Below are 15,141 nucleotides of genomic sequence, written 5' to 3'. Positions count from 1 at the left end.
CACCGGAATGGCCGTACCGTAACATTTTTGTTACTTGCTGGTGAAACTGCAGGGGCAGGACTTTTCTTAATTCCCAGTGCCATGGAGCGATGAATACCGTGCAGAGTCCGGCTAAGGAAACTATCCGCTTGATTTTGGTTTAACCTTCTTTTCTGGTCATTAATCATCGGCTTAGGCTCTTCACTTACGGAAAAATCAATTTCACACAAGTGCCTTTGCCGCTCTGTGACTCGACCAGAAGGCGGCATTCATGCATGTCGGCAATTTGCTTGACAATCGTCAGACCGAGGCCGCTGCCTTCCTGATTCCAGGAGCTGGCTTCATTAGAGCGGTAGAACGGCTCGAAAATATGAGGCAGCTCTTCCTCAGGGATGCCGATCCCGTCATCGCAAACAGCAAATTCAGCACTGCCGTTCCCGGAGGCAGGAAGCAGGGAAATCGTTACTCTTCCTTTAGTATCCGAGTAACGCAAAGCGTTGGATACGAGATTGTCGGCAGCGCGCAGAAACAAATCCCGGTCGGCTTCAATGGTCGTATCCAAGCCTAGGAAATTCAGCTCAATCAGCTTCTCTTCGGCAATCCACTGAAAGTGCTCGCGGATATGCTTTTCCAGGTCTTTGCCTGACAAACGCTGTTTTTCGAGCGGCTTCTCCGCCATCCGGTTGACATCCATCAAATTGTCGACGATCCGTCTCATTTTATTGATTTGCACCGACAAGTCGGAAAGGAAGTCATGGTGCGTCGAGCTGTCTTCTCGCACATGCGGCAAATTCTCCACGATTAACTGCATCGTAGCCAACGGCGTTTTCAGCTCGTGGGAAGTGCTGCTCAAAAATTGCTGCTGGCGCTGGTCATAACGGTTCAGCTGCCGAACCATATGCTCGATTTCGGTCGCCAGCTCGCGAATTTCATCCTTCCGGCTGTAGGCGACCTTGAAGGCTCTGCGCTGCGGCGTAATTCGCTTCATTTGTTGAATGATCGTGTTGATGGGCCCGGTAAACCACGATGCGATTCCGTAACAGAGAAAGAAGAAAGCAAAAACCGATGCCATCATAATAAAGATCACTTGCAGCCGGAAAGAAAAAATATCCTCGTATAAATAATCAACGTTGTTAATGATTAGCAAGTAACCGAGATCAACCGCTTCATCCAATGGTAATAAGGTGTACTGCACATAGCCATAGGAAGAAGTAGGGATAAAGAGTCCCGCGGGCACTTCGCCCTCATTCAGGATCGCCAGAGACAAGGGAGCGCCGGGCTGCAATTGCTTGGCGCTGTCAAACCAGAGCTGTTTTTCATGATTGAGAATAAGCAGCCGGGAGTTAAGCTGGTCACTGTAAAAAGAAAGATAGCCATCTGTACGGTCAGCAGCACGGGGAAGTGTGCCGCGGATTTTGTCAACGGCTCCGTATCCTTGCGAGATAACCAGCTGCTTTTGGCTCTCCATAGTGCGCGCCTCGTAGACATTAATGATACCAATGTAAATGACGGTACATATGATGACAACCAGCAGGGAGAACGTAAGCCATAGGCGAAAGCGAAGCTTCATCCGCTCTCACCGAAACGATAGCCTAGTCCCCGAACCGCATACAAATAGTTGCGGTCTGTTAGCTCGCTTATTTTTTTGCGGATCCGGCTGACGTTGACGTCTACTGTGCGGTCGCTAAAGCCGGCTGTTGTCCCCCATACCTTCTCGAAGAGCATCTCGCGGGTAAACACATTTTGCGGGTGGCGCATCATCACTTCCAGCAATTTGTATTCATTAGCGGTTAACGGAATGGAACGCTCCCCATAGACCAACACCATTTTGCCGGTATCAAGACGCAAACCATCATATTCGAGGGATGATTCATTCATTTGCCCCTGCTGCTGGTTGCGTCGCAGCAGAGCATGAATGCGGGCCAGCAGTTCGCGCTGATGAAATGGCTTCGTGACATAGTCGTCGGCTCCAACCTCAAGGCCGATCACTTTGTCCATCAGTTCTTCCTTGGCGGTTATCATCATAATAGGAACAGCAGACTGCTGACGGATGGTCCGGCATAACTGCAAGCCGTCCATTTTGGGCAACGTCCAATCCAGCAGCAGCAGATCATAGCGGCCATTTTGAAACATCGTCAAGCCTGACTGGCCGTCGTGGGCGATGTCAATAGAGTACCCTTCTTTTTCGAGAAAAAAAGCTATGTTCTTAGCCATAACCTTTTCATCTTCCACAAGCAGTATTCGAACCATTCCCGTTCTCAGCCTCCTAGCAGCTTTCTGTCATGCTGCATAATCCAGTGCAGCGCTCTGCAAATACTTTTCACCGCTCCTATCGACCATATAGTCTGTCCGTAAGCGGGCATCGCCATTAATGATTCGCCCTGAGGGCAGAGTGACAATACCTCACGGGCATTTAGAGAAAAGATGCTTTAAGAATAGCATAGGGTCCGGTAAAAGAAAAAACGGCTGCTTAAGTCCCGCATCGGGAAGCCTTAATCGCCAGCTATTTATTGAGGAAATAAATGACGCCGATAGCAACCAGCGCTAGGAGCAGCAAAGCGAGCAGAATACCAATAATACCGAAACCAAAAACAAAACTCATGCAGATCGACTCCTTAGAAATGAAATGTGAAGCTTTGTAGTTTGCTTTATAGGAACATACGATTGACCTTAAGCAATAGTTTCAGCAAAAGACGTCTTTACCGGCTCGCAGTTTTCCTTGTTGGGGGTGAAGCTGACCAAGCGAGAGCAACAAAGAAAAGTAACAACCGAAAATGTGACAAAAACGTGAGAAGAACGTTGTGTTCACATATTTGTGAAAATTATCACATTCACAAGCGTTGTTTTCGTAGTATGATGGAATCAAGGAAGGGGAACACCTCCCTTAAAAGAAAAAAACAAAGCAAACAGCTGCATCCTCTTATGTGAAAATAATCACTAAACAAAAAAAGTAAAAAGCGGCAGCGAAGTGAGGAAGTCCCCTACTATGTTAAAGGAGATGGTTCAAATGATTAATTGGTTAAGAGAAAGCAAGATAGCGGCAGTGATTTTCGCCTTCTTGAGAATTTACCTTGGCTGGAATTGGATGACTTCGGGCTGGGGCAAAATTACAGGCGGCTTCGACGCCAGCGGTTATTTGAACAACGCAGTTGCCAACCCCGTAAACAAAGCAGGAGAAGTCATTTACCCTACGTACACAGCTTTTATTGAAGCCGTAGCACTGCCCAATGTTAAACTGTTTAACGTTCTGGTTCCATGGGGTGAATTGCTGGTCGGTCTCGGCTTGGTAGTTGGTGCTTTGACAGCAACAGCAGCATTCTTCGGATTAGTCATGAATTTCATGTTCCTGTTCGCCGGTACAATTTCGACTAACCCTTGGATGGTACTGATCGGAGGACTTATCTTCATCGCTGGAGCCAACGCCGGAAAATTTGGTGTAGACTTCTACCTGATGCCCTACCTGAAAAACTTAATTAATCAGTGGAAAGCTAACAGAACAGGCGCTGGCGGAACAGCAGGCAAAGGAGCGGCTGACGAGGAAGGCAACACGGCACATGCCTAATAGCTATCTGAGCTGCAATCTGCATCATGATCGAATAAGCCGAAAGCCCGGCTCCAGCTCCCGCAAATCTTTCCACCCTAAAAGTCAATGCCCTGACGATGAGCCTTTTCCTGGGACGACCGATTTGGTCGCAGGAAAGGGCTTTTTCTTTTGCTGTTTAAGAATAGCTGCAGAGCTAATTCAGTAGGCACGTTGCCGGCAGACCATTGCGGAAATAGATTGAATGCAGCAAATTGTCAATATTGGAAAAAACTCTCTTACTCTATCGCTGGCCGGACGGATTCGCTATGATAGAATAATAACAAGACCAATAGTCATGAGGTGTATTAATGGAATTGTTGAGGAAGCACAGAATTACTGCAAGTGCGGCCGTACTGAATGAACGCAACGAGCTCTTGGTAATAAGGAATGCTGATCGCGGCTGGGAATTGCCGGGAGGTCACTTGGAACAGGATGAATCCCTGCCGGAAGCGGTTATACGTGAAGTCAGGGAGGAGACCGGGATTGACATGGAGATTACCCGGTTTTGCGGCATCAGCCAGCAGGTGGACCAGAGCCTTTGCTGCACTTGGTGGCTGGGCAAGCCCATAGGAGGAACCCCGACTACTACGGAGGAAAGTGTCGAGGTTGCCTTTCTTCCGCTGGAGAAGGTATTGGAATTGTTTGAAGAACAAGGGTATAAGGAGGAGCTGATTCATATTCTGGATACGAGCCGTCAGCCCTTCTGCTTAATTATAAGTTGACAGACAGAGCCATGGGATGGATGTGCTGCTGTATAACTGCGGCAGAGTATCACGTGAGGAGGAGTAGGGAAGATGGAAGAAAGCACAAAGGCTAAGGTTTTGCTTGTAGACGGAATGGCGCTTTTGTTTCGCGCTTTTTACGCTACTTCATTCAGCGGCTATATTAAGAAAACGAGCTCGGGTATGCCGACCAATGCCGTTTACGGATTTGTCCGTTATTTCTGGGATGCTGTACATACATTTCAGCCGACACATGTCGTCTGCTGCTGGGACATGGGGAGCAGCACGTTCCGGACAGAGCAATTTCAAGATTATAAAGCTAATCGAGAGGCCCCTCCGGAAGAATTGATTCCTCAATTCGACCTTGTAAAAGAGGTAGTGGACTGCTTCGGAGTACCGAATATTGGCTGCAGCGGCTTTGAGGCGGATGATTGTATCGGTACGCTTGCCGATGCTTATGCCGAGAACAGTCAAGTGCTTATTCTTACAGGTGATCATGATCTGCTTCAGCTGGTCAACCAGCAAATCCATGTCATCATTATGAAAAAGGGCGCATCGAATTATGCGGTCTATGATCTGGATTTGCTAATGCAAGAGAAGCAATTAACGCCTGAACAAATTATTGATTTAAAAGGGCTTATGGGCGATTCCAGCGACAATTATCCGGGAGTGAAAGGGATTGGAGAAAAGACGGCGGTAAAGCTGCTGCTGGAATACGGCTCGATAGAAGGCATTCTGCAAAATTTGGAAAGCTTGCCGAAGGGGCTGCGCATTAAGATCGAAAATGGGCTCGATATGCTGCATTTGTCGAGGGATTTGGCCCGCATCCGCCGTGATGTGCCGATCGCGTGCGGGCTGGATGAATGCTGCTGGCAGATGGATCCCCATACCGTCCGCTCGAAATTTGAAGAGCTGGAGTTTAAAGGACTGATGAAGCTGATCGGGTAAAGCTGCTTTTTTTATCCAAGTATCTATAAAGTTTATGTGGTCGTGGTCTGAAAAGGAAAGGGGCCGCGTGGTTCTCAATCCTTGCAAAACGTGTTACAATTAACTAGATTAGCCTGAGCTGTATGGCGGAGTTGGCTCCGCCTGTCTTGTTTTCTTCAGGAAGATTCTTTCCTTGTTTATATGCATCGTCTCTTGCGGAATCGCAGATTCTTTCATGTGATGCTGATAGATTATACTCAGTCAGGGGGATACTTTAGTTATGGCACAAAAGGGAAAAATGCGCAGTGATATGATTAAAAAAGGCTTTGACCGCGCTCCTCACCGCAGCTTGCTGCGTGCAGCCGGGGTAAAGGAAGAGGATTTCGACAAGCCGTTTATAGCGGTTTGCAACTCTTATATCGATATCGTGCCCGGGCATGTTCATCTGCAGGAGTTTGGCAAAATTGTTAAGGAGGCAATCCGCGAAGCGGGGGGCGTGCCTTTTGAATTTAATACGATCGGTGTGGATGACGGGATCGCGATGGGGCACATCGGTATGCGCTATTCACTGCCAAGCCGTGAAATCATTGCCGATTCGCTGGAAACGGTAGTTTCCGCGCACTGGTTCGACGGAATGGTTTGTATTCCTAACTGCGACAAAATTACGCCGGGAATGATGATGGGAGCCGTTCGCGTTGACATCCCTACCATTTTTGTCAGCGGCGGTCCGATGAAAGCCGGAAAAGACAAGAACGGACGCTCTATTTCCTTGTCTTCTGTATTTGAAGGCGTAGGAGCATTTCAATCCGGCAAAATCGATGAGCAAAGCCTTCAAGAGCTGGAGCAATACGGCTGCCCGACCTGCGGATCCTGCTCCGGAATGTTCACGGCGAATTCCATGAACTGCCTTGCAGAGGGTCTCGGCCTTGCCCTGCCGGGTAACGGAACTATTCTTGCGGTTGCAGAAGAGCGCAAGGATTTCGTCAGACAATCTGCCAAGCAATTAATGGAGCTGATCAAACGCGACATTAAGCCTAGCGATATCGTCACCATTGAGGCGATCGATAATGCCTTTGCCCTGGATATGGCTATGGGCGGTTCGACCAATACCGTACTGCATACATTGGCCATCGCCCATGAGGCGGGTATTGACTATCCGATCGAAAGAATTAATGAGATTGCGAAGAGAGTTCCGCATCTCGCCAAGATCGCTCCTGCTTCCGACTACCATATCGAGGACGTCCATAACGCGGGCGGGGTCAGTGCGATTATTAATGAGCTGCTGAAAAAACCAGGGGCGCTCAATGGTGAATGCATAACCGTAAGCGGCAAGACACTCAAGGAAAATGTAGAGGGCTGCGAAATTATCGATAAGGACGTCATTCGTCCGATCGACAATCCGCACAGCCAGGAAGGCGGACTGGCTGTTCTGTTCGGCAATCTGGCACCTAACGGCAGCATCATCAAAGTTGGTGCCGTAGACAAAGAAGTAGGCGGACGTCACGAAGGGCCTGCCATTTGCTTCGACTCTCAGGACGAAGCGCTGTATGGCATTGCCAATGGCAAGGTCAAGGAAGGCCACGTTGTCGTTATCCGCTATGAAGGTCCGAAAGGCGGCCCCGGTATGCCGGAAATGCTGGCACCGACTTCACAAATTGTCGGAATGGGGCTCGGTGCGAAAGTCGGCTTAATTACGGACGGCCGTTTCTCCGGAGCTTCCCGCGGCATCAGTATCGGGCATATTTCTCCGGAAGCGGCTGAGGGTGGTCCGATTGCTTTTGTCGAGGATGGAGATATTATCGAGCTTGATCTCGTAAACCGTAAAATTGAGCTGAAAATCAGCGATGAAGAAATGGAGCGCCGCAAAGCGAACTGGAAAGGCTTTGAACCGAAGGTCAAAACCGGTTACCTTGCCCGTTATTCCAAGCTTGTTACGAACGCCAGCTCCGGCGGCATTATGAAAATTTAATTTTCCTTGTATAATTTAATCTTCCTATAAAAATGGACAGCCTTGAGATCGATCAACCAATCTCAAGGCTGTTTTTTACTGATAAACCATTAAATGGCCATCAGGCATTAAGCCCGAATGGCCATTTAATTGGAGGGAGTGTTCTTGGATAAAGCTACTCTTCCGCAACCGGGTCGTTGCGGTACATCCCCTTGTGGAGCTGCCGGTTTTCATAGCCGTAGCTATGGGGAGGGCGCTGATCTTCTCTCCATGGAGTGCTTTTCCCGAGGCTTTCCAGCGGGAGGCTGCTGCCATAGGGGCCTTCCGGAAATTCTTCACGAGTCAGGTCATTGCGCTGAGATTCTACCGAAGAGAGATCGGTGTTTCGGGTTCGGGTTTCCTTGATAAAGCCATCCATTCTAAGACACCTCCAGGATCAGGGTTCACCCCTTAGCGTCTCCCGCAGGCCTGCCGTTATAACTGGAGAACACTGGGAGAGGGGTGAAGCATCCTGGAGCCGCAGGCCTAACGTGATGCGGGACAATTAAATATCGGTAAAGTTGACAGTGCCGATAACCGAAGCCAAAAAAGAGCGCAGATCGTTCGCCTCATCTTCCTTTAGGCGGTAAAGATGCTCTAGATAGCCTTCTTCATTCACGTCATCCGGACCGAGAATCCCGGTTATGCCCGTTTGAATATCGACTACCAGCTTTTTGCCGTAAAAGCGGTTGGAAGAGGTGATGGCGAGATCGAAGCGTTTCATACTTTCTCCGACAAAGCATACGAACCGTGTTGTCGTATCCTCAGTTGTATCATATAAATAATCTATTTCTTGATCAAACAATGGTATTCCTCCTTCTGCCTTGCATTCAACCTGATTACATTGTACCATATGCATCCGGCTGCCAGGGGGAGGACAAAAAATCCTATTGTCCCCAGCTTTCTTAGTATTGTATACTGTTAATAAATAAACATAGGGTACCCGAGGAAGCACCTCATTCTACTTTTGTAGGAGAGGTGCTTTTTTGTTGTCCTATGCAGAAGATTAGGAGGAATGCAGTATGAATATTATTTTTTGCAATACCCTGCAAAAGCCAGAAGCTGAGGACCGTGCGGTATCCGGCCAAGTATCCATTGCCGAGCGGCAAGGAGTATGGCATGTGCTCTGGAATCAGGACACTACCGATGGCCATAGCCTGCAGGAAATGTGGTACGAGGGAGCGACATGGAAGGATACGCTGGATGCATTCCGCGGAGGTGTCCAGCAAAAGCTGGAGGAAGGTTATGTTCCGCTGATTGAAGGAATAGATATCGGCAAGAGAGTGTTTCATGCCGGAAGCTACGCGCAAAGATTGTTGTATTACAGTGAAACGAATGGGAATGAAGAGCTCTATGAGAGACTTAAGCAGTGGAGAAGGGAGCAGTCGGCCAAAGATGGGCGTTCCGCCTTTATTGTTGCCCCCAATCGTGTGCTCAAGATGCTAAGTGCCTTCGTTCCCCATAATGAAGAAGAGCTTCAGCAAATACCGGGCTTCGGCAAGCAGCGGATTCGCTTATACGGAGATTCCGTACTGGAATGCCTTCGGCAGTTCGCACAGCCGGAAGCCTTTCCCCTGCAGTGGGTGCGTGACAAACTGAACATGGCCCAGTTTCAGCGCTGGCTCTGGGAAGAAACGGAGAGGAGGCATCTTGCGGAAGAAGAGAAGAGACAGAAGCTGCTGCAGATGAAGCAGCTCATCCAGCAGGGATGCCGATTGGCGGAAATGGAGGAGCACTTGCAGCTGGAACGCAGGGAGCTTGTTGCTTTACTGGAGGAACTGGACAAGGAGGGAAGCGATGTAGCCGACGTCATAGATCAGGAAATGAAAGAAAGGCATGCTTCGGAGTGGAAGCGCGCGGTCCAGGCGTTTGAGAAGCTTGGGGATCGCTATCTGAAGCCCGTTATGGCGGAATTATATCCCGATGCCAAAATGAACGACAAGGAGCTCGCCAGTACCTATGAATGGCTAAGGCTCTGTCGGCTGAAGTATCGCCGGGAGCAGGGCTGATGCAGCTGACATTATTTTTGCTCTTGACGAAGGCAATTTGATTCAGTACAGTATAGATATATTGAATTGCTAATTGAATACAGAAACTCTTATCAAGAGCAGGTGGAGGGACTAGCCCGATGAAGCCCGGCAACCGACAATCCTTGGCAGGATTGCACGGTGCTAATTCTTGCAGAAGCGCAAGCTTCTGGTAGATGAGAGAGGTCAGCTTTTGCGAACCAAGCCGCCTTTCTCGATCGAAAGGCGGCTTTATTATTTCCTTGAAAAGCAGTCCTTCCCGTGACCTTTCTTGCCCGTTCACCGGATTAAAGCGAAGGAGTGATAACTATGCCGATTAAAATTCCCGATCATTTGCCCGCGAAAGAAATATTAAGCCAGGAAAATATTTTCGTAATGGGCGAGACTCAGGCGTTTCACCAGGATATTCGTCCGTTAAAAATAGCCATATTGAACCTGATGCCGATCAAAGAAACAACTGAAACACAAATTTTACGCCTGCTGGCTAACACACCTTTACAAGTGGAGTTTGTCCTTTTGCATCCGAAGACCCATGTCTCCAAAAACACTTCTTCGGAGCATTTGGAAATGTTCTATAAGACTTTTGATGACATTAAAGAAGAGCAGTTTGACGGAATGATCATTACCGGCGCCCCGGTAGAACAGTTTGCCTTTGAAGAAGTGACTTACTGGCAGGAGCTGCAAACGATCATGGACTGGACGCGTGATCACGTAACGTCCACTCTCCATATATGCTGGGCTTCCCAGGCCGGGCTGTACCACCATTACGGCATACCCAAATATATGTTAGGGGAAAAGCTGTTCGGCGTTTTCCCCCATACGGTGAACAAGCCGAATATTAAGCTGCTCAGAGGATTTGATGAATGGTTTTATGTTCCCCAGTCGCGGCATACCGAAGTCCGCCAGGAGGATATTGAAAAGGTAGACGCCCTTGAGGTCTGGTCTACCTCCGAGGAGGCCGGAGTATACATTGCGGCGACCAAGGATGGGAAGCAAATCTTTGTTACCGGCCATTCGGAGTATGATCCCCTTACCTTGAAGTGGGAATATGATCGCGATGCGGTGAAGGGACTGAACATTGCCCTGCCCAAAAATTATTTTCCCGACAATGATCCTTCAAAACCGCCGTTTACGCAATGGCGGGCTCATGCTAACCTGCTATTCTCCAACTGGCTGAACTATTACGTTTACCAGGAAACTCCGTATGAATGGGGCCAGGCAAAGCCGGTAATCAAATAACTGATCAACTAACTTCCAGGGGCATTATGCACGATAGTGATTTTGCGGATAGCTTGCTAGACGCTGGCGGATGTAAGCAAAGGATGCAAAATGCCTAATCATGTAAAATTATGGAATAACGGCTCACTCTAATAATTAGAGGTTGACAGTATAAGATAGCAGAAGCGGAGGGGAAGAGGGAGTCCAAGCTTTCCGAAGGAAAGCAGCTTCGGGAGCGTAGAAGCGTACGCCTTTGCCACCGGATTTCAACGGCTGAGGCGGCTATGATTAAGAAATCTGGGGTCAACGCTTTCTGGAAGAAAGCGTACTTCGGGAGTATATGCTAACAGCGTTGGAGGTCCCCTCATTCCCCGTAGTGATTTCCTCCTTTGTTGTCAACCACTAGTTTTAAGTTTTGAGCCGGAATAACTATTCGGAAAATTGCGGAAAGGATTGTGAAGGTATGAAAATAGAGAGTCGCCTTGCGCAAATCGGTTCGGTAGCGGAGCCGGTAACCGGAGCGGTCAGTTATCCAATTTATAACGCTACAGCTTTTCGCCACCCGAAGCTGGGGCAGAGCACCGGGTTTGATTATTCCCGATCTAAAAATCCGACACGCGCCGTATTGGAGGAAGCGATTGCTGATTTGGAGTCCGGAGATGCCGGCTTTGCCTTCAGCACGGGAATGGCGGCGCTGCAGACAATCTTCGCCATGTTCAGGCAAGGAGACCATCTGCTCGTTTCCCTGGACTTGTATGGCGGCACCTACCGTTTGATTGAGCAAATTATGAGCCGCTTTGGGGTTACAGCTACTTATGTGGACACCAATCAGCTGGATGAACTGGAGCGCCATCGCACAGAGAGGACAAGGGCGGTGCTGATTGAAACGCCGACCAACCCCTTAATGATGATCACTGATCTGGAGCAGGTTTCTCAATGGGCAAAGGCTCATGGTCTGCTCGTGATCGTTGATAATACGCTGTTAACGCCTTTCTTCCAGAGACCGCTCGAGTGGGGAGCGGATATTGTCGTCCACAGCGCAACCAAATATTTGGGCGGTCACAACGATGTGCTGGCTGGCCTGGTAGTCACTAAAGGTGAAGAACTGAGCAAGGAAATGGGCTTTCTCCATAATTCGATAGGTGCGGTGCTAGGCGCCAATGACAGCTGGCTGTTAATGCGCGGGATGAAAACCTTAGCCTTGCGTATGGAGCGTCATCAAGCCAATGCGACCGCTATTGCCGAATATTTAAGCGGGCACCCTGCAGTTGCCGAGGTGTTTTATCCAGGGCTGCCGAGCCATCCGGACTACGCTGTCCAGTGCAAGCAATCGTCTGGGAACACCGGTATTTTTTCCTTCAAGGTAAAGGACTCCCGTTATGTGGAGCCTATTCTTAGACATATCCGGCTCATTGCTTTCGCGGAAAGCTTGGGCGGAGTGGAATCGCTAATGACTTATCCGGCGGTACAGACTCATGCGGATATTCCTGAAGAAATCCGCAACCGCGTCGGCGTGGATGATCGGCTGCTGCGCTTTTCCGTAGGTATTGAGCATGTCGATGACTTGCTCTCCGACCTGGAACAAGCCTTTGCCGCAGCTCGGGCAGAAGTGGACAAAGTGTAGACATTTTGCTCAAAGGCAAGCCAATCTGCGCTGTTTATGGTACCATGGATGAATACAGTACTTACTAGACGAAGGGTGTGGATGACGTGAGTTCCATTGACCGAATCCTGCAGAAAGCTTTGGATGGACAGCGTATTGATCTAGAAGAATGCATAACGTTATTTGAGTCCGACGAGATCGAGAAGATGGGTCACACCGCGAATCAGATTATGCTTAAATGGCATCCGGAGCCCATTACTACTTTCGTAGTTGGCCGCAATATTAATTATACGAATATTTGTGATGTATACTGCCGATTTTGCGCGTTTTATCGTCCCCCCGGATCGGAGGAAGGCTACGTTTTGCCGGATGAAGTGATTTTCAAGAAGATCCAGGAAACGATAGATGTTGGGGGAACTGAAATATTAATGCAAGGCGGAACAAACCCTAATCTTCCTTTCAGCTATTACACTAATTTGTTAAAAGAAATCAAGAAGCGGTTTGATATCCAGATGCATTCCTTCTCCCCGGCGGAAATTATGAAGATGAAGGATGTATCAGACGGATTGTCGCTCGACGAGGTAATCAAGCAGCTTCATGAAGCAGGCCTCGATTCCCTGCCGGGAGGCGGCGCTGAAATTCTCGATGATCGTACCCGCCGCAAGATCAGCCGCTTAAAAGGATCATGGCGGGATTGGATGGATGTTATGGAGGCAGCGCATCGCCATGGCATGCATACGACCGCCACAATGGTAATCGGTTTTGGCGAGTCTATGGAGGAGCGTGCCCTGCATTTAATGCGCGTACGCGACGGACAAGATAAATGTGTCCAGCAAGGGTATAACACCCCTGGATTTTTAGCGTTTATCCCGTGGACATTCCAGCCGGAAAACACCCGAATGAAGAAGGAAAAGGCTTCGCCTGAGGAATATTTGAAGACGCTGGCGATCAGCCGCATTTTCCTCGATAATATTCCCAATTTCCAGTCGTCCTGGGTAACGATGGGGCCGGAGATCGGCAAGAAGACGCTGGAATTCGGCTGTAATGATTTCGGCAGCACAATGATTGAGGAAAATGTAGTGTCTGCTGCGGGAACGACACATAAAGTCAACATTTCCTCGATCCTGCAGCTCATCCGTGAGGCTGGCAAAATACCGGCACAACGCAATACCCGCTATGAAATTATTCGCACTTTTGAACAGGAAGACAAGATTGATAAAGATTTTGTAATGCAGAATTAATAAAATTAATGGTATTCCATTGCAAGTCGTCTTCAACCGGGAGCCCTAATGTTAATGCGGCCTCGGATGAAGGCGGCTTTTTTTAATTATGCAAAATTTATATGTTATACAGGTTGTCTTATTTGAACAGCCAAATGCAAAATCGTACATGGCGGGAAAAGTTTACTTGTATATCTCCATTTCACAAACCATATACTTAATAAAAACTTCCCGGGGCGTGAAAGGAGTGGTGTTCGGATGAAAATAATGGAACTTCACCTGCCGGTGATGCCGCAAAATCATTTTGCCGCCTTTATTCAAACATTACAGATTGAACTACATAAATTGAAATTAACGGATATTATTTTTAAACTTCATTACCAGCAAGAAGACTATCGGGTGAATATACATGGCCATACAAACGGCGAGAGCATTCTGAAAAGAGAAATCCGCAAGCAGGCGGGAACAGCGGTAAGCCGTGTGTTGGCCGAATATTTGGTGGACTGCGAAGAACCCAATCTTATGCGCAAATTAATCCGTCACAGCTACCGCGCCGACCGGGATGAATTGGAGGCCATTTACCGCTACGCAAAGGAACTGTTGGACGGTTCGTTACAGGAGCCCGATTTGCCTCCTCCAAGACAAAAGCGAAAAGCTAAAGTGGCGGCTTATATCTCTTCATACCTGGAGGAGGAGTCCATGCTTATTGTTGGCGGCTTTGTCGATTTTCGGATGCCGGAATACCGCGCTGAGCTGCGGGAAGCCGTTGAGTGTGCAATCGAGGAAATCGCTATGGAGCAGCAGTACCAGGATTTTATCTCCCTCCTGAAATATTACGCTTTTGTCCAGGATACTGTAATACCGGCAGCGCACATTTTGCACAAAGGCGGGCAGGAATTTCAGCTGCTTAACGAGCATATGAAGCCGCTTGAGTCCGAATTCTCTCTGGACGGTGCTGATGAAGAGAATAATGGCAGCGATGAAGACCGGATTGTGAGCACACTCCTCTCTGTATCACCGCAAAAAATTTATATTCATACGAAGGAACCGGAGCTGCAGCTGGTAAAAACGATCCAGCAAATCTTCGAAAACCGTGTAGAGCTGTGTACGGTTTAGCAAAAAAACGAATAAATCGGCTAAGTTTGGATATCCTCCTCTAATAGGGAGGGTGTCCAAATTATGTATTCGGTTTTAAAGTGGAGAAAGTGGCTCCATGCAGGTCTAGGCCTTACCCTGGCATGGGGAGTGTGGACTTATGCCAATGCCAACTCTGTTTTCATGTCAGATGGCCAGCACCGAACAATGAAAATACAGAACACGGCTTACCAGGCAGAAGCGGCTGCCGCGAGCAGCACTGAGCCCTATGATTCGGCAGACTTGCAGTTAACCGACATTCGGCAGGCCGAGGCTGTAGAGGTGACAGCTACCGGGTATTATGCAGGATATGAGTCCACCGGCAAAAATCCGGGTGATCCTGCCTATGGAATAACGTATTCAGGAGTTAAAGTAAGGCGGGTGGAAGAAGGGTTTTCTACCATTGCTGCTGATCCGGAAGTGTTTCCGATTGGGACGATCATGTATATCCCAGGATACGGATATGGAATAGTAGCGGATACCGGTAGTGCGATTAAAGGTCATGTTATTGACCTGTATTTCGATACAAAAGAAGATGTGTTCACGGAGTGGGGAAAAAAAAATGTCGAGGTTTACGTTCTCAAAAAAGGTGACGGGAAAGTAACCGAGGGGATGCTGGACCAGTTGAATGCAAACAAAGCAATTCCGGTGGACATCCCGGTGATACCTTAAATGTGTAGAATAGAAGCTGGCTTTTAGGAGGCAGATACCTAGCTAATCGCTTATTAGGTATTCGCTGTC

At 48.4% G+C, this 15,141-nt stretch carries 14 protein-coding genes and 1 riboswitch; of the genes, 10 read left to right on the top strand and 4 right to left on the bottom strand.

The genetic code is table 11. The features are described 5' to 3' along the window. Positions 1 to 184 precede the first annotated feature (184 nt). Together PSHG_RS09750 and PSHG_RS09745 are read right to left on the bottom strand one after the other, a co-directional pair. On the bottom strand, positions 185 to 1,549 hold the full coding sequence (locus PSHG_RS09750) for a sensor histidine kinase (protein WP_010272356.1): 1,365 nt from the start codon (positions 1,547 to 1,549) through the stop codon (positions 185 to 187). Continuing rightward, positions 1,546 to 2,229 (bottom strand): response regulator transcription factor, encoded by a 684-nt coding sequence (locus PSHG_RS09745; RefSeq protein ID WP_010272353.1) that lies wholly within the window; start codon positions 2,227 to 2,229, stop codon positions 1,546 to 1,548. Before PSHG_RS09745 ends, PSHG_RS09750 begins: the two co-directional genes overlap by 4 nt. A gap of 757 nt (positions 2,230 to 2,986) precedes the next feature. On the opposite strand from PSHG_RS09745, the gene PSHG_RS09735 reads away from it, so the two are divergent. From PSHG_RS09735 to ilvD, 4 genes are all read left to right on the top strand, one after another. Then, a complete protein-coding gene (locus PSHG_RS09735; RefSeq protein WP_042121770.1) occupies positions 2,987 to 3,541 on the top strand; it encodes a DoxX family membrane protein in 555 nt (184 codons plus the stop codon). Positions 3,542 to 3,870: 329 nt separating this feature from the next. Beyond that, positions 3,871 to 4,284: an NUDIX hydrolase gene (locus PSHG_RS09725; protein WP_010272341.1), complete on the top strand. Its 414-nt coding sequence runs from the start codon at positions 3,871 to 3,873 to the stop codon at positions 4,282 to 4,284. 72 nt (positions 4,285 to 4,356) lie between these two features. After that, the gene (locus PSHG_RS09720) at positions 4,357 to 5,232 is read left to right on the top strand and encodes a 5'-3' exonuclease (protein ID WP_010272338.1); all 876 of its coding nucleotides are present in this window, start codon (positions 4,357 to 4,359) and stop codon (positions 5,230 to 5,232) included. Between the two features lie 259 nt (positions 5,233 to 5,491). Continuing rightward, positions 5,492 to 7,180: a dihydroxy-acid dehydratase gene (gene ilvD, locus PSHG_RS09715; RefSeq protein ID WP_026021285.1), complete on the top strand. Its 1,689-nt coding sequence runs from the start codon at positions 5,492 to 5,494 to the stop codon at positions 7,178 to 7,180. Between the two features lie 154 nt (positions 7,181 to 7,334). Here the strand turns inward: ilvD and PSHG_RS09710 are convergent, their stop codons facing one another. Next, complete coding sequence (locus PSHG_RS09710; RefSeq protein ID WP_010272333.1) at positions 7,335 to 7,577, bottom strand: hypothetical protein; 243 nt, start codon at positions 7,575 to 7,577, stop codon at positions 7,335 to 7,337. A 126-nt stretch (positions 7,578 to 7,703) separates the two neighbouring features. Then, positions 7,704 to 8,051: a DUF3055 domain-containing protein gene (locus tag PSHG_RS09705; protein WP_042121768.1), complete on the bottom strand. Its 348-nt coding sequence runs from the start codon at positions 8,049 to 8,051 to the stop codon at positions 7,704 to 7,706. 169 nt (positions 8,052 to 8,220) lie between these two features. On the opposite strand from PSHG_RS09705, the gene PSHG_RS09700 reads away from it, so the two are divergent. The 6 genes from PSHG_RS09700 (at position 8,221) to PSHG_RS27155 (ending at position 15,072) form a co-directional block, all read left to right on the top strand. Continuing rightward, complete coding sequence (locus PSHG_RS09700) at positions 8,221 to 9,207, top strand: HRDC domain-containing protein (protein WP_010272329.1); 987 nt, start codon at positions 8,221 to 8,223, stop codon at positions 9,205 to 9,207. Positions 9,208 to 9,293: 86 nt separating this feature from the next. Next, a riboswitch (SAM riboswitch) is annotated at positions 9,294 to 9,408 on the top strand. 126 nt (positions 9,409 to 9,534) lie between these two features. Then, on the top strand, positions 9,535 to 10,464 hold the full coding sequence (gene metA, locus PSHG_RS09695; protein ID WP_010272327.1) for a homoserine O-acetyltransferase MetA: 930 nt from the start codon (positions 9,535 to 9,537) through the stop codon (positions 10,462 to 10,464). 442 nt (positions 10,465 to 10,906) lie between these two features. Then, positions 10,907 to 12,067, top strand: a complete 1,161-nt coding sequence (locus PSHG_RS09690; protein WP_010272326.1) for an aminotransferase class I/II-fold pyridoxal phosphate-dependent enzyme — start codon at positions 10,907 to 10,909, stop codon at positions 12,065 to 12,067. A gap of 86 nt (positions 12,068 to 12,153) precedes the next feature. After that, positions 12,154 to 13,287 (top strand): cyclic dehypoxanthinyl futalosine synthase, encoded by a 1,134-nt coding sequence (gene mqnC / locus PSHG_RS09685; protein ID WP_010272325.1) that lies wholly within the window; start codon positions 12,154 to 12,156, stop codon positions 13,285 to 13,287. Between the two features lie 237 nt (positions 13,288 to 13,524). After that, positions 13,525 to 14,382 carry a putative sporulation protein YtxC gene (locus PSHG_RS27160; RefSeq protein ID WP_010272323.1) on the top strand — a complete coding sequence of 286 codons (858 nt, stop codon included), beginning with the start codon at positions 13,525 to 13,527 and terminating at the stop codon, positions 14,380 to 14,382. A gap of 63 nt (positions 14,383 to 14,445) precedes the next feature. Next, the gene (locus PSHG_RS27155; protein WP_010272320.1) at positions 14,446 to 15,072 is read left to right on the top strand and encodes a 3D domain-containing protein; all 627 of its coding nucleotides are present in this window, start codon (positions 14,446 to 14,448) and stop codon (positions 15,070 to 15,072) included. The last annotated feature ends 69 nt before the right edge of the window (positions 15,073 to 15,141 follow it).

The sequence above is a fragment of the Paenibacillus senegalensis JC66 genome (assembly GCF_000285515.1).
GTDB classification, from domain to species: domain Bacteria; phylum Bacillota; class Bacilli; order Paenibacillales; family NBRC-103111; genus Paenibacillus_L; species Paenibacillus_L senegalensis.
The sequence above is the reverse complement of the archived record's forward strand: the minus strand, read 5'-3'. Positions and strand labels throughout refer to the sequence as shown.